Genomic DNA, 20,059 nt, shown 5'->3' on the forward strand with positions numbered 1-20,059 from the left:
TGTCAGGGAAACGAAAGAGGGGTGTGCCACGCGTGCGTTTTGTCATCGAAAAATGGCAGGGGATCCAACGTCTGAACCCTGTGGCAAAAACCTTGATTCAGACGCGGTTTTTGCGCAGCATCGCACAAGGTGCGATGGGTGTGGACTTCACGCTCTACTTGCGCGCGCGCCACTGGACTGCGCCCGAGATCGGCCTATTGCTCATGGCCGGAGGACTCGTTGGTTCCCTGCTCAGCTTATGGATTGGCATCTCAAGCGACAGGATTGGCCGTCGTCGTTTTTTACTCATGTATGAATCCGGACTCGCACTCGGGACGCTTCTGGTCATTTTTGCTCCAAGCGCACTCTTGCTCGCGGTGATTGGGGGCATTTTTGGGTTTGGGCGTGGAGCCAATGGCGCGTCAGGCCCGTTTGCCCCGGCTGAGCAGGCGTGGCTTGCTCAAGTGATTGATGCAAAAAGGCGGGGGAGCGTATTTAGTGCAAATGCCGGATTGCAATTTGCCGGGATGGGCATCGGGTCGCTGATGGCCGGTGGGTTGCCTCATATGTTGCCGATCCGAGGCGGTGCAGGGGCTTATTTGCCTCTATTTATCCTGACGTTGTCCGTTGCAGTGATCAATTCGGTGCAGATTTATCGCATCAAAGAGGTGCGCACTCAGGCGCAACTGTCAAGCGATACTGACAAAGAACCACCGCAGGAAAAACAAGTGTCTGTCGCGCGGCCCGTATTTCCTGAGGGCCCGCATCAAAGCGCGCATGACGTTTTTTCTGACGCCAAATTGCAGGAACGCACGGTCAGACGGCGTGAGAATGTGGCGCTTTTTCGTCTCAGCATTGTCAATATGATAAATTCACTCGGCGTAGGCGTGATCGCGCCACTTTTCCCGTATTGGTTTAACGTCCGATTCGGCGTGGGTCCAGAAGCGATTGGCCCTGTCTATGCGTTGACCTTTTTTCTTACCGCCGCATCGTCTCTGTTGGTAGGCAGGCTCTCACGCACCTATGGCTTGATGCGGGCTGTCGTCATTCCGCGCATTGCGGGACTTGTGCTTTTGATTGCGATCCCGTTTTCGGCCCATTTCTCGATCGCGGCACTCTTATACATTCTGCGCTCTATCGTCAATCGGAGTTCCGTTGGGGCGCGCCAAGCGTTTGGCGTCAGTCTTGTGCGCGATTCGCGAAGAGGGTTCGCAAGCAGTATAAACGCGATTTCTTGGACCGTTCCAGCCGCGTTTGGACCGGCGCTTGGCGGCATGTTGATCGGTTTGGGTTCACTCGCAGAGCCATTTGTCGCAGCGTTTGCGCTACAGCTTGCCTATGTCGTACTCTTCCCCCTGCTCATGCGGCGTTATGCGGCAGAGGCGGTGTGATGATGAAAAGTGAGTTTAAAACAACGAGAAAACGGCAGGGATTGCAAGGCATATTGGCAAACGGGCAGGAACCTGTTCGCGATGAATGCGCACATTCCTGCTTTTCGATTCCGTGCCATCCGTGATAAGCTCATGTACGTTTTCTAGTGCTTTTTGTACGGAGGAACACGTATGACAGTGATGACAAAGGCAATCAATGAAGAGCAACTTCTCTCGTCATTAAATGGTCCACAGCGCGAGGCAGTCGTGACAACGGATGGTCCGCTGCTCTTGCTGGCTGGAGCGGGATCTGGAAAAACCAGCGTTATGACACGACGCATCGCCTATTTGACAAACGTAAAAAAACTTGACCCCTGGAACATTCTTGCCATCACATTTACAAACAAGGCAGCGCGTGAGATGAGCGAACGCGTGCGCCAATGGATCGGGGACGCGGCGGATGATATGTGGATCTGCACATTTCACGCCATGTGTGTGAAAATTTTGCGGCGTGAGGCACGTCATCTCGATCTCACCCCAACTTTTACAATTCTTGACGCGGATGATCAAGCATCCATGATCAAGCAGTGCATGCTCGATTTGAACCATGACATTAAGAAGTTTGATCCAGCTTCTGTGCAGTGGAAAATATCTGCCGCAAAAAATGAATTGCAGTCGCCCGCGACATTTGTGTCAGCGGGCAACAGTCCGGTCGATCCGATTGTGCGTGGGGTGTTTTTGGCGTATGAGCAACAATTGCGCCGTGCCAATGCTCTTGATTTTGACGATCTTATCGGAAAAACGGTTACGCTTTTTGAAACGTTTCCAGATGTGTTAAAAACGTATCAAGAAAAATTTCTCTATATTCACGTCGATGAGTATCAGGATACAAACCGCGCGCAGTATCAGTTGATTCATATGCTCGCGCGAGAACATCAAAACGTGTGCGTCGTCGGGGACGCCGATCAGGCCATCTACCGCTGGCGTGGGGCGGACCGCGCGAATCTGGACTACTTTGGCCGCGATTTTCCAACACACAAAATGATCAAACTGGAACAGAATTACCGCTCGACAGAAACGATTTTAAAAGCGGCCAACGCCGTCATTCAAAACAATCAAAACCGCGTGGAGAAATCGCTTTGGTCAACGAAGGGCGCGGGTGAAAAAATTGCGGTCTACGCTGCGCAGGATGCAGAGGATGAGGCGATTTACACGCTATCAAAGATTCAGGCGCACGTTGGAGATGGCGGGCGATTTTCGGATTGCACGGTGCTTTATCGCGCAAACGCCCAGTCGCGTGCCGTCGAGGACGTACTCCTTCAAGCGGCAATTCCCTATCACGTCGTGGGCGGAATGACCTTTTATGACCGCCGTGAAATCAAGGATGTCATGGCGTATCTCAAGGCGATCGCCAACCCGCAAGATGAGATCTCTTTGCTTCGGATCATCAACATCCCCAAGCGCTCAATCGGCGAAGGAACGATACGCAAGTTGCTTGATTATGCGCATGATGAGGATCTGACGCTGATGGATGCGATCAAGCAGGCAAAAAAGATCGAACAGCTTAAGTCGGCTGAGCAGGTCGCGCGCTTCGCACAGTTGATGGACTCACTTCAAGAACGCATGATTGGGGCGACGGTTACAGAGTTTTTGCACGATGTTCTGCGGGAAACTGGCTATCGCGAAATGTACGCGCAGAGTTCAAAAGAAGAGGATCGCGCGCGCCTTGAGAATCTTGATGAGCTTGACCGCATCACACGTTCCTTTGATCGCAGGCGCCGCGGAAGCGTGCTTGACTTTCTCGCAGAGACGAGCCTGATGACGGAGGTTGATCGAAACGAAAATGATGAGCGCGATGCGGTGCGTTTGATGACGGTTCACGCGTCAAAGGGGCTGGAGTTTCCAGTGGTTTTTGTTCTTGGGGTTGAGGAGACCGTTTTCCCGCACAGCCGCTCGCTAGATACACTGGAAGGCGTCGAAGAAGAACGCAATTTATTTTACGTTGCAGTCACGCGGGCAAAGGATAAGCTTCACCTTTCGTACTGTCTTGAGCGCAGCACGTTCGGGCAGGTGCATATGAATGATCCGTCACGTTTTTTGCAGGAGATTCCAGAAGACTTCACCGAACGGACAGGCGCCGATCCCGTGCAGGAGGCGCGCTTTGAAATCGGGATGTCGGTGCGCCATCCTCAGTACGGTGTCGGGGTGATCACAGACCTTGTGGGCGCGGGCGAGGAGCAAATGCTTTCGATTACGTTTCGCTCAAAGTACGGCACCAAAGACATCGTGCCGCGAATTACCCGCCTGCGTGTGTTAGGATAGCACTCTAGCACGAAATAACGGCGCAGTCGATTCTTTTTCCCGAAGACGGTGGCGTGCGGGCGCCGTCTTACCGTCTAACCTGAAAGTCAAAATTTGTCGCGCAGGACTTGCATTTTAAAGAGAATCCCTATATACTTCAAGAGCGTTATGAAACGTTCCTCGATAGCTCAGCGGTAGAGCATCCGGCTGTTAACCGGAGGGTCGTAGGTTCAAATCCTACTCGAGGAGCCAATTTTTTGGAGTGATGGCCGAGTTGGTCGAAGGCGCTCGCCTGCTAAGCGAGTATACGCTGTAAAGGCGTATCGAGGGTTCGAATCCCTCTCACTCCGCCACAAAAGCGAATGCCGATTGTGCGTTCGCTTTTTCTTGTGTTTTTCTGGAAAACAGCGTATACTTTCAAAAAATCAGTGCTGTTGCCACAGCGATGGAACAAAGTAGCGACAAGGCGCGTACAGAGAATTGGCGGTTGTGCGAGCCAAGCGCAAGCGGTCGTGAAACTCAGTCCGGAGTGGTCAAGGTCGCCCCTTTATCGGCGTTGAGCGAGGGCTTTCGTCCTAAGCAGGGTGGTACCGCGGAGTGATTTCCGTCCCTGTGTGGGTGGGTCTTTTTTTTATGCGAAAAATGGCAGATCGGCGCATTTGAGCGCAACAGGAGGCAGCAATTATGGGGTATGAACCAAACATCATTGAACCAAAATGGCGAGAAGCGTGGAGAGAGGCGCGTTTAAATGAAGCGCGCGATGACAGTTCGCGACCCAAGTATTACTGTCTTGACATGTTTCCTTATCCCTCTGGCTCGGGTCTTCACGTTGGTCACTGGCGTGGGTATGTGTTGTCGGATGTGTTCAGCCGCTACAAGCGCTTGCGCGGTTATGAGGTGCTTCACCCCATGGGGTGGGACGCGTTTGGACTTCCCGCAGAGAATGACGCGATTAAAAAGGGCATCCATCCGTCTTTAGGTACGGCCCGCAACATCGCAAACTTTAAATCGCAACTCGAGCAGATGGGCGCGATGTTTGACTGGACTCGCGAAATCAACACGAGTTCTCCCGAGTATTACAAATTCACGCAGTGGATCTTTTTGCAACTCTATGACATGGGTTTGGCGTACCGCAAGGAGATGCCGATCAACTGGTGCCCAAGCTGTAAAACGGGTCTTGCGAATGAAGAAGTGGTGGACGGGGCGTGTGAACGCTGCGGGTCGGAGGTGACCAAAAAGAATCTGAATCAATGGATGCTTCGCATCACTGCGTATGCCGAGCGGTTGCTCGCGGATCTCGATTCGCTTGAGTGGCCGGAAAAGGTTAAAAAAATGCAGGCGAATTGGATTGGAAAAAGTGAAGGTGCACGGATTCGTTTTGTGATAAAAGATTGCGCAGATCAACAGATCGAAGTGTTTACGACACGTCCTGACACGCTGTACGGAGCGACGTACATGGTTTTGGCGCCTGAGCATCCATTGGTTGAGGTCATTACAAAAGACGAACAGCGTGCGGCCGTTCAGGCGTATGCACGCGATGCGCTTGCCAAAAGCGCGCTCACGCGGCAGATGCAGGACAAATCAAAAACGGGACAGTTCACAGGCGCGTATGCGGTGAACCCGATCAATGGTGAAGCGTTGCCGATTTACATCGCGGATTATGTGCTCATGGACTATGGGACTGGTGCGATCATGGCCGTGCCAGGGCATGACGAGCGCGACTTTGCGTTTGCAAAGGCGTATCAATTGCCCATTCGCCGCGTGATTGCAGAGCCTGGTGTGAACGCGAACGCTCCTCTTTTGGAAGCGTACACCGGAGAAGGGGTGCTTGTTCATTCAGGTTCGTTTGACGGACTTGTCATCGCAGAAGGAAAGCGCGCAATCGTCGCGCATTTGGAGAAAAATGGTCTGGCAGAGGCGGTTGTATCTTATAAATTGCGGGATTGGGTATTTGCGCGCCAGCGCTATTGGGGAGAGCCGATACCCCTGATTCACTGTGCAAACTGTGGTACAGTGCCGGTCCCTGAGGCAGATCTTCCGGTGCTTCTACCGGATGTGAAACGCTATGAACCGACCGGAACGGGCGAGTCTCCGCTGGCGGCGATTGATTCGTTTGTGCACACGGTGTGTCCAAAGTGTCACGGTCCTGCGCGGCGCGAGACGGATACGATGCCGCAGTGGGCGGGTTCGTGCTGGTATTTCTTGCGCTTTGCCGATCCACACAACAAGGAACAACTTTTTTCAAAAGAAAAGGTGGATCACTGGCTTCCTGTCGACATGTATATTGGTGGTGTAGAGCACGCAGTGCTGCATTTGCTCTATGCGCGATTTTTTACAAAGGTGCTATATGACCGAAAAGTCATTTCGTTTAATGAACCTTTTTTGCGGCTGTTTAACCAAGGCATGTTGACACTTAACGGCGCAAAAATGTCAAAGTCAAAGGGAAATGTCGTTTCACCTGATGAGTTGGTTGAACGCTATGGTACAGACACGGTGCGTCTCTATGAGCTTTTTGTCGGGCCGCCTGAAGTGGACGCAGAGTGGAACCCGCGCGCCATAGACGGAATGTCACGGTTTCTCTCGCGCGTCTATCGGCTTGTTGAAGAGCGTGCGGCAGGCGCTTTGGGGCGGCAGCAGGCCGACCGCGCTGTGCTCAAAGCGCGCCATCGCTTGATTAAACACGTGACAGAGCGTATCGAATGGTTTCGCTTTAACACAGTGGTAAGCGCCTTTATGGAGTTTGTCGGCGAAATGCAGGATCAGAGTGCCGCACTTGATCGCGAGACACTTGAGGCGTTTGTCATTTGCCTAAGCCCGCTCGCGCCGCATTTGGCCGAAGAGTGCTGGAGAATGCTTGGACACTCATCATCCGTCTTTCTCGCAGTGTGGCCAACCTTTGACCCGTTGTACCTGCAGGAGGATGAGGTTGAGATCGTGATTCAGGTGAATGGCAAGATCAAAGATCGCATGACGGTGGCGATGGATGCGCCGCTTGACAATGTTTTTGAACAGGGAAAGGCGCGAGAGGCAGTCGCTCGGGCACTCGATGGGAAAACAATTGTCAAACCGATCTATGTCGCAGGCAAACTGCTGAACATTGTCGTGCGCTGACTTCTTTAAAATGGCAAGATGTTCATTTCACGAATCGATCAAGGGGCGATGACAGGATGCGCTTTACGAAAATGCATGGGCTTGGCAATAACTACATCTACGTCGATCTTTGGCAAGAACAAATTCCAGAAGAGGCGCTTTCACCCCTGGCCATTGCCGTATCCGATGTGAATCGCGGTATCGGCTCTGACGGATTGATCACGATTGGACCGTCTGCAGTCGCTGACGCGCAGATGAGAATCCTTAACGCGGACGGGTCAGAGTCGCAAAACTGCGGAAACGGGATTCGCTGTGTCGGGAAGTACCTCTATGACCACGCCTTGACGAAAGCGTCGGCAATTACAGTGGAGACAAAAGCGGGCGTCATGAAGCTTGATTTACACATTGACGAGCGCGATCTTGTATCTACTGTGACCGTTGACATGGGACCAGCTCGTCTGCGACGCGCTGATCTCCCCGTGCTCTCTGGTGAGCCTGAAGAGACTGCGCTACATGATGAGCTCTCACTAAATGGAGAAACACTTCAATTTACAGGCATCTCGATGGGAAATCCACACGCGATCTTTTTTGTCGATGATGCGAAAACACATCCCGTCGAGGTATACGGCCCATTGGTCGAGCGGCATGCGCTGTTTCCAGAGCGCGTCAATGTCGAGTTTATCACGATGAAGAATCGCCGCGAGCTTGATTTTCGCGTTTGGGAGCGCGGTTCTGGGATCACGCAGGCGTGCGGCACAGGTGCGTGCGCGGCTGTTGTCGCCGCGTGTCTTCACAACGTGAGTGACCGCGGGGAGGACGTCACTGTCCATTTGCTCGGGGGAGACCTTGTGATCCGCTATGATTATGATGGGCATGTCTACATGACGGGCCCTGCTGAAGAGATCTGCACGGGAGATTGGCCGCATGAACCGTGGCGCGCGTGAGTCAGGCGCGCCTTGCCGTGTTCGCGCTGCTCATCGTCAGCGCGATTTGGGGTGCGCATGCAGTCGTTGGCGCAAACGTCGAGCGCGTGATCGCACCTCTTCCTCTTACTGTTGGGCGATTCACGGTCACTGCACTCTGTTTTTTTCCTGCACTTTTTCACGCTCGTAAACGATTTCGTCAAATGAGCATGCGCACGTGGCTCACGCTTACTGCGGCGGGACTCTCTGTCGCTGTTTTTTATCCGCTTTTTTATTATCAGTCGCTCTTGACGCTCTCGCCCGTCGAATCGCTTTTGATCATCAATGCCGCACCAATTCTTGCCGCTTTCTTGGCGTTTGTGTTCTATCGGGAGCGCTTGTCGCGCAGACAGTTGCTTGGCATGGGCATCGCTCTTTTCGGGGTCATTCTCATCGCGACAAAGGCGAGTGGCCGCGGTCACACCAGTTTGTCGGCACTGCTAGACGCTGGCATCGGGATGGCTTCTTTCGCGTTTTACACGGTCATCTCGCGTAAACTTTTTCAGGCGCTGCCGCGCTTTGACGTGCTTGGCGTCACTTCCGTCATAGGCGCTCTCGCTCTCTGGCTCATCGCCTTCGCGCAGGGGCAGGCAGACCACACCTTAGAAACCTATGCGCATCTCACGCTGGCCGCGTGGCTTGGCTTTCTTTTTATCGCACTTTTTGTCAGTGTCATCGCCTACACGCTTTTTGGGTACGCCTTGCCGCGCGTGCCCACAGGACTTTCTGCCAGCCTGACCTTTTATCCGCAGGCGGTCTTTGCCGCGCTCCTTCAATGGGTGATCATCGGTACGCTGCCGACCCTGCGCACATTTCTTGGCGGCGGTGTCCTACTTGTCGGCACGTTTTTGCTGCAAAAATCGAATGTGCAAACAAGCGGGAAAGACCTGGGCGAACAGACAGCCCGTGAGAACCGTTCTTCTCAACTTTGAATCTTGATTCGTGGTATAGGCACCGAAAACTTGTGACCTGCGTAGGATGGCATTCACCGCGCATTGCCAGGCGGTGATCTTTATGCAGATAGGTGAGGGAATGGTGTGACGCGAATTGTGCTTCAAAGAAATGAACGGGGTAGCCGCACTTGGCCTGAGGAGGCCTATGCACGTGCTTTGGATGATCGCGACGTTGCGCGACGCCGCACCGATTCGCGTGCAGTCAGCGAAAGACCGCCGATTGCAGATGTTGACAAAAATGCGCTTTTGGAGCCATTACACCGACTCGTTGGCTTGACGGAGGTCAAGGCGATGATCGAAGAACTCTACGCGTACGCCCTGATTCAAAACAAACGTCGGGTGCATCAATTGAGAGCGGACAGCAGTGTCTGGCACATGGTTTTCACTGGGAAGCCGGGAACGGGCAAAACGACGGTTGCGCGCATTCTTGGACAAATGTTTGCGGCACTTGGCGTGCTGTCAAAGGGGCATCTTGTCGAGGCGGAGCGCGCCGATCTCGTTGGCGAGTACATTGGACACACGGCACAAAAAACGCGCACACTGCTTGATCGGGCGCAAGGGGGCATCCTCTTTCTTGATGAGGCGTACTCTCTTTCGCGCGGTGGGGAAAAAGATTTTGGCCGTGAGGCAATCGACACACTGGTCAAAGGTCTTGAAGATCGCAAGGATGATCTTGTGGTCATCCTTGCTGGGTATTCCCAGGAAATGAGTGAGTTTCTCGCGATCAATCCAGGACTTTGCTCACGCTTTCCGCATCATATTGCGTTCCCGGATTTCTCTGAGTCAGAACTCATGCAAATCGCCGTGCGCATGCTTGAAACGCGTGAATACGCACTCTCGCCGGACGCATACATTCGCCTGCGGCACGCACTTCGCAGGTCGCGGGAGGCCGCGACATTTAGCAATGGGCGCACGGTTCGCAACATGCTTGATCGGGCGATTCGCCGTCACGCGCTGCGCGTCGTCGAGGAACGCGATCCGAGCCGTGAGGCGTTGATGACCTTATGCGCAAACGATCTGCGCGATGTGGAGCGCGATGATCGCACAAGCGGTGACAAGGCGCGTGACATCCTTCATTCTGTGGTACACTAGCGGCAAAAACGAGCGAGGGATGCGGTACGCTATCGACATCTTCAAAGCGCATGGAGCGGGCAATTCTTATGCACGTGTTTCACGATGAGTCGCTGCGCGAACAGGCGATTTTACGCAGTGAACTGCGTATCTTGCGATGAGTGCCGGGGCAGACGTGGTCGATGAACTCGCGCAACAGGTGGATGATAAAAGAGCTGGCACGATGATTGGCAAAGGCAAGCTTGAGCAACTGTGTGATCGTGTCGCCGCTGTGGATGCGGATCTGGTCATTTTTAGTGTCGATCTGACGGGGAGTCAGGTGCGAAACCTAGAGGATGGAGTCAATGTCCGCGTCATCGATCGCACGCAGTTGATACTCGACCTCTTTGCGCGCCGCGCTGTCAGTGCGGAGGGATCGGCGCAGGTCAAACTGGCACAGCTCAGTTATTTACTGCCGCGTCTGATCGGTTCGTCAGGTCATCTCTCGCGACTTGGCGGAGGGATCGGGACAAGGGGACCTGGCGAGACACAACTGGAGACGGATCGCCGAAACATACGCCGGGAAATCTCTGACTTACGCCGCATCGTGGAGGCTGAGGGAGAGCGTCGCCGGGAAAATCGCCGCCGCCGCAAGCGGCAGGGGGTGTACTCGATTGGCCTTGTCGGCTATACAAACGCAGGTAAGTCGACGCTTTTGCAAAAGCTTGCCAAACGCTTTGGCGAGCGGGAGTCGCGTGGAGGGAATGACCGTATTTTTGACACGCTCGATTTGACGAGTCGCCGCATCACCTATGAAGGGCGAACGTGGGTGGTGACTGACACGGTCGGGTTCATTCGCGCGCTTCCGCACCATCTCGTCGACGCGTTTCGCGCGACGCTTGAGGAGGCCGTTGACGCAGACGTACTTCTGCACGTCGTCGATGCGCAAGATGAAGACGCAAACGCTCAGATGAGCACGGTGTATCAGGTGCTTGACAATGAATTAAAAAGTGTGGCGCCAGTAATTACGGTGTTGAATAAAAAAACGGATGCGCTACTTACGGTGCACGGCGATCCAAGCGCAAAACGCGTCGTTGCCGGAGATGTTACGGATGAAGAGACACTTTTTAAGATCGCAAACGCGGTTGATGAACTGCTCGGCGCACGCGTCCATCTTCGTTTGCGCGTTCCGTCTGAGCGCAGCGATCTGATTGCCCGGGCGTATCGCGCAGGCAACGTCCAGAATATGACCGATGAGGCGAATTCGTTTCATTTTGATTTGCAAGTCGACTCGCGTGACGCGTTTCTTTTTTTGCCGTTTGTCGAGACGGCGTATTCAGCGGAATGAGTCTGATGTAACGGGTTAACAGGAGTGTGGGCATGGCACATGATGAGACGCGCGCTTTGTGGCGCGCGATTGAAAAAGAGATTGCGCCACAGTGTGCGCGGATTGATGAGTTGGTTGATGCCAATCAGGAAAAAGTGTTGCGTGCCTTTCAGGCGGTCAACCTTTCGGATGCGCATCTTTTTGGATCGACTGGGTACGGGTACTCGGATCGGGGGCGTGAACAGCTTGATCACGTGTTTGCGCGTTCGCTAGGCGCAGAGCGGGCGATTGTTCGCGCAAGCATCGCCTCGGGAACGCATGCGCTTAGCATTGCCTTTTTTGGTTTGCTGCGACCGGGCGATGAACTGCTTTACGCCACGGGTGAACCTTACGATACGCTGGCTCCCGTCATTGGATTGCGCGGAGAAGGGATGGGTTCACTGCGCGAATTTGGCGTGGCCTTCCGGACGGTATCGCTCAGTGAATCAGGCAAGCTTGATCTTGCACGCATACTCGCTGCGGTGACACCGCAAACAAAAGTGATCGCCTTTCAGCGGTCAGCCGGATATGCGTGGCGGCGCGCGCTATCAATTGCTGAATTGAAAGAAGCGTTTGCAGCCATTCGGCGTGCGCATCCCGATATTCGCTTGTTAGTGGATAATTGTTACGGTGAATTTACGGAAGAAAACGAGCCGACAGATGTCGGGGCGGATGTCATCGTCGGGTCTCTCATTAAAAACCCCGGCGGAGGCATCGCTCCGACCGGAGGGTACATCGCCGGAACCCACGCGGCGATTGAGACGATCAGTTATCGCGTCACGGCACCCGGCATTGGTGCGGAAGCGGGCTCATATGAGAATTACCGCTTGTTTTTTCAGGGCCTGTATTTGGCTCCGCATGTTGTTGGACAGGCTTTGAAAGGGTCGGTGTTTGCGGCGGCACTCCTTCAAAAAAACGGATATTTGTGTGAACCATCCGCAGATCTTCTTCCGCGCGATCTTGTCCTTAAAATAAGGCTTGAAACCCCAGGTCGACTTCTTGCCTTTTGCCGCGCGATCCAGGCGAACTCACCCATTGACGCGCATGTAAAACCTGAACCGTGGGCCATGCCTGGCTATGAAGATCCTGTCATCATGGCGGCTGGTGCCTTTGTCCAGGGCGCTTCACTTGAGTTGTCAGCGGATGGACCTTTACGTCCACCTTATACTGTCTATCTTCAAGGGGGGCTTACGTATTCACACGTCAAGCTCGCAGTGACGGCTGCGGTGAAAGCGATGTCGTGCGAAAACCTTACATAGCCCTAACTTGAGATTGACCTGTTTTGGTATGGATGATACATTGTGATCAGAAGCAGAAGGTTCGGAGGTCAATGAATGGATGACGCGACGAGGAGAAATCTAGCCCTTTTTCCGATCGGAATCGTGCAGCGATTGACCGACTTGACAGCGCGACAAATTCGCTATTATGAACAAAATGAATTGATTCACCCTGAGCGAACGGATGGCAATCAACGATTGTTTTCATTCAACGATGTTGAACGCCTGCTGGAAATTAAGAGTCTTATTGACAAAGGGCTCAACATCGCGGGCATTAAGGCAATGATTCATAAAAACGAGCCTGGCCACACGGGCGCGATCCAGCGGCCGGAAGTGACGCCGGAGTTGACAGATTCGCAATTGCATGAGCTGCTCATGCGCGAGATCTCTGAGGGACAAGATTATCCGGGCGTGAGAACGTCGATGATTCAGGGTGAATTGTCTCGTTTTTTCCATAAGTCCTAACCTAAAAAGGGTGAACAGTTTGCAACGCTTGTATACAAGAGACGATATCCGGCGCATGGCCAAAGAACAAGACGTCCGTTATTTGCGTCTGCAATTTACAGATCTGCTTGGAGTCATTAAAAATGTGGAAGTGCCTATCAGTCAGTTAGAAAAGGCGCTTGACAACCGCATCATGTTTGACGGTTCTTCGATTGAGGGGTTTGTCCGCATCGAAGAGTCGGATATGTATCTTTACCCTGATCTCTCGACGTGGCTCGTGTTTCCATGGCAGAGCGGGGGCGGGAGCGTCGCTCGGTTGATCTGTGACATCTACCTTCCGGACGGTAGCCCGTTTCCGGGTGATCCGCGGGGGATCTTGAAGCGCGCACTCGCTCACGCAGAGCGGCTTGGGTTCACCTCGATGAATGTGGGATCTGAGCCGGAATTTTTCCTATTTAAAATGGATGAGTCGGGAAACGCAACGACTGAAGTGAATGACCAAGGTGGGTATTTTGATTTGGCGCCCGTTGATCTCGGCGAAAACTGTCGGCGAGAAATCGTTCTTGTGTTAGAATCGCTCGGTTTTGAGATCGAGGCGTCTCACCACGAGGTGGCGCCAGGCCAGCACGAAATTGATTTTCGCTACACGAGCGCGCTGCAGGCGGCAGATCAGATTATGACGTTCAAACTGGTGGTCAAGACAGTGGCGCGTCAGTTTGGACTGCATGCGACATTTATGCCAAAACCGCTGTATGGCGTGAACGGATCCGGCATGCACTGCCACCAATCGCTTTTTATCGGAGGAAGCAACGCATTTTATGACGAAGCAGACGAACTCGGACTGAGTCAGACGGCCCGACACTATTTGGCTGGCATTCTTTATCACGCGAAAGGATTTACGGCGATTACCAATCCGATCGTCAATTCGTACAAACGTCTTGTACCAGGTTATGAGGCGCCTTGCTATATCGCTTGGTCGGCAAAAAACCGCAGTCCACTCGTGCGCGTTCCTGCGGCGCGCGGCATCTCGACGCGGCTAGAGTTGCGAAGTCCTGACGCGGCGACCAATCCCTACCTCGCAATCGCGTGCATGCTTCGTGCAGGGCTTGATGGGATTGAGCAAAAGCGCACGTTGCCACACCCTGTGAATCGAAACATTTACGTGATGAATGAGATTGAGCGGGTTCGCTCCGGAATTCTCAGTCTTCCCGCAAGCCTGCGCGATGCGTTAGATGATCTGGCGAATGACGATGTCATGCGCGACGCGCTCGGAGAGCACGCGTACCGTCACTTTTATGAGGCGAAGATGATTGAGTGGGATATGTTTCGCACGACGGTGCATCCCTGGGAGAGAGAACAATATCTATCGCTGTACTGATGACTTGCAGTTTGACTCTCCTTTAACACAAAAGAGACAGGGTATCCTGTCTCTTTTTCAACTGCGCAGTACGGTTTTGTTCATCGGAGAAGGTCACGATAAAGACCAATTACCTTTCCTAGGATCGTTACATCATTGTAAAAAAGAGGCTGCATCGACGCATTTTCTGGCTGCAAACGGATATGATCTTGTTCTTTAAAGAAACGTTTAACTGTAGCTTCTCCGTCTTCTGACATCGCGACGACGATCTCGCCGTTGTCTGCGGTCTGCTGTCGCTTCACATACACGATATCCCCATCAAAAATGCCTGCATCTACCATGCTTTCGCCACACACGCGAAGTGCAAACAATTCGTTTGCTGTGCGGTGATGGGGAGGGATGGGCAAGTAATCCTCAACCTCTTCGATCGCCGTGATGGGCATCCCTGCAGTCACACGTCCTACCAGCGGAACGCCAAGAACGGGGTTTGTTGTTTCATCAACAATCTCAATGGCGCGCGGTTTTGTCGGATCGCGCTTAATGAGACCGCGATGCTCGAGTTTGGCGAGATGCGCGTGTACCGTCGATGTACTGGATAGTCCCAACGCCTCGCCAATCTCACGCACGGAGGGAGGGTAGCCTCGTTTTGAGACGACCTTTTTTAGATAATCCAAAATTTCGTCTTGTTTTCTCAGTCCATTGCTTCTCGTCAAGGAGAGGGCTCCTTTGCCTGGTACGCGATCGTTATTAGAATTTCACTCAATAAGAATATACAAATCTGGCTGGTTTCAGGTAAATTATATCATGAAAGTGCACAACGCTCAAACGTGTGTTCGGTTCGTGGGATATAGTAGTGCAACAGGATAGGAGGAAGCGCGATCGTTTATTTCGTGTCTTGGTGTATTGCGCTATCTGCACTCTCTTTCTTTCTTATGTTGTATGATAAACGCGCGTCAAAAAGGCGCAAGCGACGAAGAATCCGAGAGCGCACATTGCTTTTGCTCACCGTAGGCGGTGGCGGCCTAGGTACTTGGCTTGCCATGAAGGCATTCCGCCACAAAACAAGGCACAATTCGTTTCGGGTTCTCGCGCCTGTCAGTTCGATTGTTTGGGTGATTCTCGCGCTCTACCTTCTTGATCGCGGTGTTCTTTAAGGGACGTGACGCCTTGTTTCGACTGTCAGGATCTTGTCAGCTTTTTAGGCGATAATTCACTCGAGGGAGTTTGCACCGAGGTGATTGTCATGGTGATCGCTTGGAAACGTATCCCCCTTCTTGCCGTCGCGTTAGGTGTTGGATTAACGTTTGGACTTTCGTACGCCAAGAGCGGCATAGGGTATGTACCACTTGCCCACACGGGGGAAGCACAGGGATCGAATATCCCGTCGTCTGCACAATCCCTTCTTTCGGATATTCAAAAGATGCAACAACAACTGAGTGCGCTACAGACCAATTACCAGTCACACATTCAACAATTGGCGAATGAGGGGCTCATACAACTGCAATCGTCGGAACAGAATTAAGAGAAGGGCGAAGCGCTGAGAGGTTGAAAGGTATGAAAAAAAACGATCTTGTGTCACGCGTACTGAGACACGGCATGTTGTGGGGGATCATCGTCGTCGTTTTTTTAACGACCTATCAGTTAGGCATGACCGCCGTAACACCCATGATTCATGCGATTCAAACGAGTAAAAATGGAAAAAATGCGATAAACTCTGCGCAGTATCGCCAATTGGCACAAACGGACAAGGCACTTCACGCACAGTGGAACAAAGATGTTGCTTTTATTCAATCTGTCAATGCGCAACTGCGCTCAGCCGGGCTCCCGACGGTGCCCATCTCAGGACAGATTGTCACACCGCCTCCCGCAGTTGCCGCAGTACCTTCCGTACAGGCAACGACAAGCGCTTCATGAGGTGGTTTGGAAAGGAATAACTTTAAATGAAATCACTGGGAACCGTTTTATACACAGGGGTTTTGAGTGTTCTTTTTATCACGCTTGTCGTTTTTGGAACACATACAAACACGGGCGCGTATGCCCGCATGACACCCTGGTTGCTCGCGCGCGCAGCGGGGATCACCGCATATGTTCTGATGACCGTCCTCGTGATCTTTGGCTTGATTCTATCGAGTGTGCCCAATAAAGAGGCGTTGAAAGGAACGAAATATCTTTTACCGATCCACAGGCTCATGAGCCTTTTTCTCATTTATTTTTTAGTGATTCACGTGGTGTCCCTTCTTCTTGACGCTTATGCGCATGTCAATCTGATGGGGGCGTTCATTCCTTTTACAGCAGGGTATCGCCCGCTTTATGTGGGGATTGGCACACTCGCGCTTTATGCGACCATTTTCATGGCTGGTACGGCGCGCTTCACACGAATTTTACCGCGCGGGAAATGGCTGACCGTCCATCGCGTCGCACTCGTGACATGGATTTTGTCTTTTTTGCACGGAGTGATGGCAGGCAGTGACAGTCGTGCACTGACGATGCTCTATCAGGGGAGTCTTCTTGCGATCGTTGCGATGGTCATCCTTCGGTATGTGTTCGTGAGCAACCGTCGCAATCGAGATCAAGCGCGCGCCCGTCTCTAGGAGGGATTCTCTTGCCGAAAATTTTGCTCGTCGAAGATGATGTTGAACTGGCAAATGCCGTCATTAGCTTGCTTGACGAAGAAGGATTTGACGCGGATTGGGTGCAAGATGGCGATGAGGCGCTTCATGCCGCGCGTTCAGGCGCGTATGACGTCGCGCTTATGGATGTGATGATTCCATCGCGGGATGGTTTGTCTGTTGTCGCCCGCCTTCGTAAAGACGGGGAGCGTTTACCAGTCATGATGCTGACGGCGCGCGACAGCCTGTCGGATCGTGTGCGCGGTTTGGAAACTGGCGCAGATGATTATTTAGTCAAGCCATTTGCCGGTACAGAGTTGATCGCGCGATTGCGCGCACTTTTGCGCAGGGTCGGTGGCCAAGAGTGGGATGACCCGGATCTGCTGACGTATGGTCCTCTCAGTTTTTCGGTCAGCGCACGCGAACTGACGATAGAACACACGGGTGAGTTTGTCGTTCTCCCTCCAAAAGAAGCGGTTCTTCTTGAAATGTTTTTGCGTCATCCCAACCGCATCCTGACACGTTCCCAATTGATGGATCGCGTGTGGGGATTTGAGGGGGATGTGCTTGAAAATACTCTTGAATCCTACGTGTCAAGGCTTCGCAAACGATTGGAGAATGAAGGATGTCCCACGATCCAAACCATTCGCGGGCTAGGGTATCGTCTGCAGAAATTGCCCTGATCAGGGCACAGCGCCTTCGCCTTGCACTTGTCAATGCGGTTGTCCTTTTGATGATTTGGTCGATTCTCTCTGTCTTTGTGTATATCCTTGTGGTCAATCAGACCTCAAGCACACTGGATCAGCGTTTAGTCACGTACGCTGAACGGTTGCGTGAGGCGTTTGTCCATTTTCCGCTTCCGGAGCAGGGCTACGAGGAGCACCTTCCCTCGCCGCCACATCAGGTGGGCGGAACGACCTATGTACCGTATCTTCATGAGTTGAATGAAATCGCGGGATCTGATCACGCGTTTCAGTGGGCTGTGTGGCGCGCAAGCAATTGGAAGTTGCTATCAAGCGGCGATGTATCGCCTACGCTTGAGCGTGTGCTTATTGCGTACGCGAAAAAGGGGAACCTAAAAAACCTCTTTAATCTTCACGTGGGCGGACAGACGTACCGCTTTATGCAAATCAATTCTCAACACACCGGGCTTGTCCTGCAAATCTTTGAAGATGTCAGCGCTCAGCGTGAAGTGTTTCAACGCTTATTGATCATGCTCTTGTTTGGCGGTGTCGCGGCAGTCATTCTCTCAATTTTGGGAGGTTACTCGCTGGGGCTTTGGACACTTCGCCCACTCATGGCTGCGCGCCGACGGGAGCGAGAGTTTACGGCGGATTTATCACACGAACTGCGCACACCACTTACGGTGATGGCTACCAATCTTGAACTCTTGCTGCGCCACGTTGATGAACCGCTTGCGCAACATTTACCCTGGATTGAAGGAATTTATAGAGAAACGAAGCGAATGACGCGGATGACGGAAGAAATTTTGGATATGGCTCGACTTGAGTCTGGCGGGTTTGTGGAATTGGTGGATACGGACCTGTCGGAACTCGCGGATGAAGTATTTGCGCTGTATGAGCCAGTTGCTGAAGAAAAGGGGCTTACGCTTACCGTCGCACTTGAAAAAGACGTTCATTGTATGGGGGATCGAACGCGTTTGCGGCAAATTCTCTTTATTTTGTTAGACAATGCCATAAAATATACGGATCGCGGTACGATTGCACTACAAACGCAAGTTCGTGGAAACGTGGCGGAAATTGTTGTGCGAGATACAGGGATAGGTATCCGCGCTGAAATTTTGCCGCGTGTCACGGAACGGTTTGTCCGCGCAGAACCGTCGCGACAGCGTACGACATCTAGCGGATTAGGACTTTCCATCGCCAGTCGCATTGTCGAGGCGCATCAGGGGCGGCTTTTTCTAAAGAGTACCCCTGGCGTGGGAACGGAGGTTAAAGTGAGATTGCCAAAAAGTTCTGCATAGTATGGGGATGCGGGGGTTGTCACGCATTCGTTGGATATTTGATGAGTGGCCGGGTTCACAGCGCGCTGCTGGCGTGATAGAGTAAAGAAAGACCTCATGTAAACGCTGCCAACTATTCTAACGATTCGAGAAAATTGAATGGTTTCAAACAGCAAAGACCCATACGATAGATTCGCGTTATGGTGTTCACAATGCAAAAGCAATCAAAGGTCTTGATTCTTGATAGGATGTAGGAGGGTTCGCTTTAATGATTGAAGAAGGACAAATGTCTCACGGTTTTCGACTTTATGCAGGGTCATCCCATCAAGCGTTGGCCACGCAAGTGGCTCGCGAATTGTCGACGGATTTGGGCTCTGTCCATTTGTCCCAATTCAAAAGCGGAGAACTGTACGCACATTTTCCCGAGAGTGTGCGCGGGGTCGATGTCTATCTATTGCAGTCGTTTAGTCCACCGATCAACGATCACTTCGTTGAGCTTTTGCTCATGATCGATGCGCTCAAACGCAGTTCTGCTGGCCGGATCAACGTCATTATTCCGTACTTTGGCTATGGTCGACAAGAGAAACAAGGTGAGGCGCGTGAGCCGATTTCTGCAAAAGTTTTGGCAGACGTCTTAACGACGGTGGGTGCCCATCGCATCATCACCATTGATTTGCACGCTGCTGCAATTCAGGGATTTTTCAACATTCCAGTGGATCATCTCAGCGCGCTTTCTGTGCTTGCTCAAGAAGTTCGCGCAATGAACCTCGAAGATGCGGTGATTGTCTCGCCTGACGCCGGGCGTGCCAAGACTGCCGAAAAGTTTGCCGCGATGCTCGACTTGCCAATGGCGATTATGCACAAAGGGCGACCACAACATAATGAAGCGGTAATCACGCATTTGATTGGCGATGTCAAGGGAAAAACGCCGATTGTGATCGAAGATATTATCGACACGGGTGGCACGATCGTGCAGGTGGTTGAGAATTTGCTGGCGATGGGCGCTCGCCCGAACGCCGTTCTCTGTGCAACGCATGGCGTCTTTTCGTCACCTGCCGAAACGCGCTTAGAGCATACAGGAATCGCACAGGTTTTAGTGACCGACAGCCTTCCGCTTAGGCCTGAGATGAGGAATTTGCCGATCAAAGTGTTGCCGATCGCTCCGCTTCTTGCTGAAGTGATCGGACGTGTCCACAACAATCAAGCACTCAGCTCCATGTAAGCCACGCGGCGCCAACATTATGTTGGCGCCTTTTTCATATCGATTACCTATCAATCCATCGCTTTATGGATATTGGACGCTTTTGTGCGATCTTTCGTAAAGTGATAAGAAAGAAA

General features: G+C 52.5%; 18 protein-coding genes and 2 tRNA genes. 19 read left to right on the forward strand and 1 reads right to left on the reverse strand.

The window, feature by feature from the left end; translation table 11 throughout:
• The first annotated feature begins 32 nt into the window (after positions 1-32).
• From ATW55_RS03935 to glnA, 12 genes are all read left to right on the forward strand, one after another.
• Entirely contained in the window at positions 33-1,370 is a 1,338-nt protein-coding gene (locus tag ATW55_RS03935; protein WP_201024923.1) for an MFS transporter, read from the forward strand.
• A gap of 171 nt (positions 1,371-1,541) precedes the next feature.
• Positions 1,542-3,671 carry an ATP-dependent helicase gene (locus tag ATW55_RS03940; RefSeq protein ID WP_235586983.1) on the forward strand — a complete coding sequence of 710 codons (2,130 nt, stop codon included), beginning with the start codon at positions 1,542-1,544 and terminating at the stop codon, positions 3,669-3,671.
• Between the two features lie 156 nt (positions 3,672-3,827).
• Positions 3,828-3,902: transfer RNA gene (locus tag ATW55_RS03945), tRNA-Asn, on the forward strand.
• A 7-nt stretch (positions 3,903-3,909) separates the two neighbouring features.
• Positions 3,910-4,003, forward strand: a tRNA-Ser gene (locus ATW55_RS03950).
• A gap of 331 nt (positions 4,004-4,334) precedes the next feature.
• Entirely contained in the window at positions 4,335-6,761 is a 2,427-nt protein-coding gene (gene leuS / locus ATW55_RS03955; protein WP_067712690.1) for a leucine--tRNA ligase, read from the forward strand.
• A 56-nt stretch (positions 6,762-6,817) separates the two neighbouring features.
• A complete protein-coding gene (gene dapF / locus ATW55_RS03960) occupies positions 6,818-7,684 on the forward strand; it encodes a diaminopimelate epimerase (protein WP_067712693.1) in 867 nt (288 codons plus the stop codon).
• Positions 7,672-8,634: a DMT family transporter gene (locus ATW55_RS03965; protein WP_067712696.1), complete on the forward strand. Its 963-nt coding sequence runs from the start codon at positions 7,672-7,674 to the stop codon at positions 8,632-8,634. Before dapF ends, ATW55_RS03965 begins: the two co-directional genes overlap by 13 nt.
• A 105-nt stretch (positions 8,635-8,739) precedes the next feature.
• A complete protein-coding gene (locus ATW55_RS03970; RefSeq protein WP_235586984.1) occupies positions 8,740-9,747 on the forward strand; it encodes an AAA family ATPase in 1,008 nt (335 codons plus the stop codon).
• 136 nt (positions 9,748-9,883) lie between these two features.
• On the forward strand, positions 9,884-11,053 hold the full coding sequence (gene hflX / locus ATW55_RS03975; RefSeq protein WP_067712699.1) for a GTPase HflX: 1,170 nt from the start codon (positions 9,884-9,886) through the stop codon (positions 11,051-11,053).
• A gap of 32 nt (positions 11,054-11,085) precedes the next feature.
• The gene (locus ATW55_RS03980; protein WP_067712704.1) at positions 11,086-12,330 is read left to right on the forward strand and encodes an aminotransferase class I/II-fold pyridoxal phosphate-dependent enzyme; all 1,245 of its coding nucleotides are present in this window, start codon (positions 11,086-11,088) and stop codon (positions 12,328-12,330) included.
• 75 nt (positions 12,331-12,405) lie between these two features.
• Complete coding sequence (locus ATW55_RS03985; protein WP_067712706.1) at positions 12,406-12,813, forward strand: MerR family transcriptional regulator; 408 nt, start codon at positions 12,406-12,408, stop codon at positions 12,811-12,813.
• 55 nt (positions 12,814-12,868) lie between these two features.
• Complete coding sequence (gene glnA / locus ATW55_RS03990; RefSeq protein ID WP_067713110.1) at positions 12,869-14,170, forward strand: type I glutamate--ammonia ligase; 1,302 nt, start codon at positions 12,869-12,871, stop codon at positions 14,168-14,170.
• Positions 14,171-14,250: 80 nt separating this feature from the next.
• On the opposite strand, the gene lexA is transcribed toward glnA, so the two are convergent.
• The gene (gene lexA, locus ATW55_RS03995; protein WP_067712709.1) at positions 14,251-14,862 is read right to left on the reverse strand and encodes a transcriptional repressor LexA; all 612 of its coding nucleotides are present in this window, start codon (positions 14,860-14,862) and stop codon (positions 14,251-14,253) included.
• A gap of 177 nt (positions 14,863-15,039) precedes the next feature.
• On the opposite strand from lexA, the gene ATW55_RS04000 reads away from it, so the two are divergent.
• The 7 genes from ATW55_RS04000 to ATW55_RS04030 all read left to right on the forward strand — a co-directional run bounded on the left by ATW55_RS04000 (position 15,040) and on the right by ATW55_RS04030 (position 19,943).
• A complete protein-coding gene (locus tag ATW55_RS04000; protein ID WP_082685519.1) occupies positions 15,040-15,303 on the forward strand; it encodes a DUF1294 domain-containing protein in 264 nt (87 codons plus the stop codon).
• Positions 15,304-15,383: 80 nt separating this feature from the next.
• On the forward strand, positions 15,384-15,671 hold the full coding sequence (locus tag ATW55_RS04005; protein ID WP_067712717.1) for a hypothetical protein: 288 nt from the start codon (positions 15,384-15,386) through the stop codon (positions 15,669-15,671).
• A 32-nt stretch (positions 15,672-15,703) separates the two neighbouring features.
• On the forward strand, positions 15,704-16,063 hold the full coding sequence (locus ATW55_RS04010) for a hypothetical protein (protein ID WP_067712721.1): 360 nt from the start codon (positions 15,704-15,706) through the stop codon (positions 16,061-16,063).
• Positions 16,064-16,089: 26 nt separating this feature from the next.
• The gene (locus ATW55_RS04015) at positions 16,090-16,740 is read left to right on the forward strand and encodes a ferric reductase-like transmembrane domain-containing protein (protein WP_067712724.1); all 651 of its coding nucleotides are present in this window, start codon (positions 16,090-16,092) and stop codon (positions 16,738-16,740) included.
• A gap of 11 nt (positions 16,741-16,751) precedes the next feature.
• Positions 16,752-17,441 carry a response regulator transcription factor gene (locus ATW55_RS16005; RefSeq protein ID WP_067712727.1) on the forward strand — a complete coding sequence of 230 codons (690 nt, stop codon included), beginning with the start codon at positions 16,752-16,754 and terminating at the stop codon, positions 17,439-17,441.
• The gene (locus ATW55_RS04025; RefSeq protein ID WP_082685521.1) at positions 17,384-18,742 is read left to right on the forward strand and encodes a sensor histidine kinase; all 1,359 of its coding nucleotides are present in this window, start codon (positions 17,384-17,386) and stop codon (positions 18,740-18,742) included. The genes ATW55_RS16005 and ATW55_RS04025 overlap by 58 nt, the downstream gene beginning before the upstream one ends.
• Positions 18,743-18,989: 247 nt before the next feature.
• On the forward strand, positions 18,990-19,943 hold the full coding sequence (locus ATW55_RS04030; protein ID WP_235586985.1) for a ribose-phosphate diphosphokinase: 954 nt from the start codon (positions 18,990-18,992) through the stop codon (positions 19,941-19,943).
• Positions 19,944-20,059 lie beyond the last annotated feature (116 nt).

This window comes from Ferroacidibacillus organovorans, assembly GCF_001516615.1.
In the GTDB taxonomy this organism is placed as follows: Bacteria; Bacillota; Bacilli; order Alicyclobacillales; family SLC66; genus Ferroacidibacillus; species Ferroacidibacillus ferrooxidans_B.

Bases quoted from the DNA above. Each gene is read 5' to 3' on its own strand.
- ATW55_RS03940 (WP_235586983.1), top strand. From the start codon at position 1,542: ATGACAGTGATGACAAAGGCAATCAATGAAGAGCAACTTCTCTCGTCA.
- leuS (WP_067712690.1), top strand. From the start codon at position 4,335: ATGGGGTATGAACCAAACATCATTGAACCAAAATGGCGAGAAGCGTGG.
- dapF (WP_067712693.1), top strand. From the start codon at position 6,818: ATGCGCTTTACGAAAATGCATGGGCTTGGCAATAACTACATCTACGTC.
- hflX (WP_067712699.1), top strand. From the start codon at position 9,884: ATGAGTGCCGGGGCAGACGTGGTCGATGAACTCGCGCAACAGGTGGAT.
- ATW55_RS03980 (WP_067712704.1), top strand. From the start codon at position 11,086: ATGGCACATGATGAGACGCGCGCTTTGTGGCGCGCGATTGAAAAAGAG.
- ATW55_RS03985 (WP_067712706.1), top strand. From the start codon at position 12,406: ATGGATGACGCGACGAGGAGAAATCTAGCCCTTTTTCCGATCGGAATC.
- glnA (WP_067713110.1), top strand. From the start codon at position 12,869: ATGGCCAAAGAACAAGACGTCCGTTATTTGCGTCTGCAATTTACAGAT.
- ATW55_RS04010 (WP_067712721.1), top strand. From the start codon at position 15,704: ATGAAAAAAAACGATCTTGTGTCACGCGTACTGAGACACGGCATGTTG.
- ATW55_RS04015 (WP_067712724.1), top strand. From the start codon at position 16,090: ATGAAATCACTGGGAACCGTTTTATACACAGGGGTTTTGAGTGTTCTT.
- ATW55_RS04025 (WP_082685521.1), top strand. From the start codon at position 17,384: ATGTCCCACGATCCAAACCATTCGCGGGCTAGGGTATCGTCTGCAGAA.
- ATW55_RS04030 (WP_235586985.1), top strand. From the start codon at position 18,990: ATGATTGAAGAAGGACAAATGTCTCACGGTTTTCGACTTTATGCAGGG.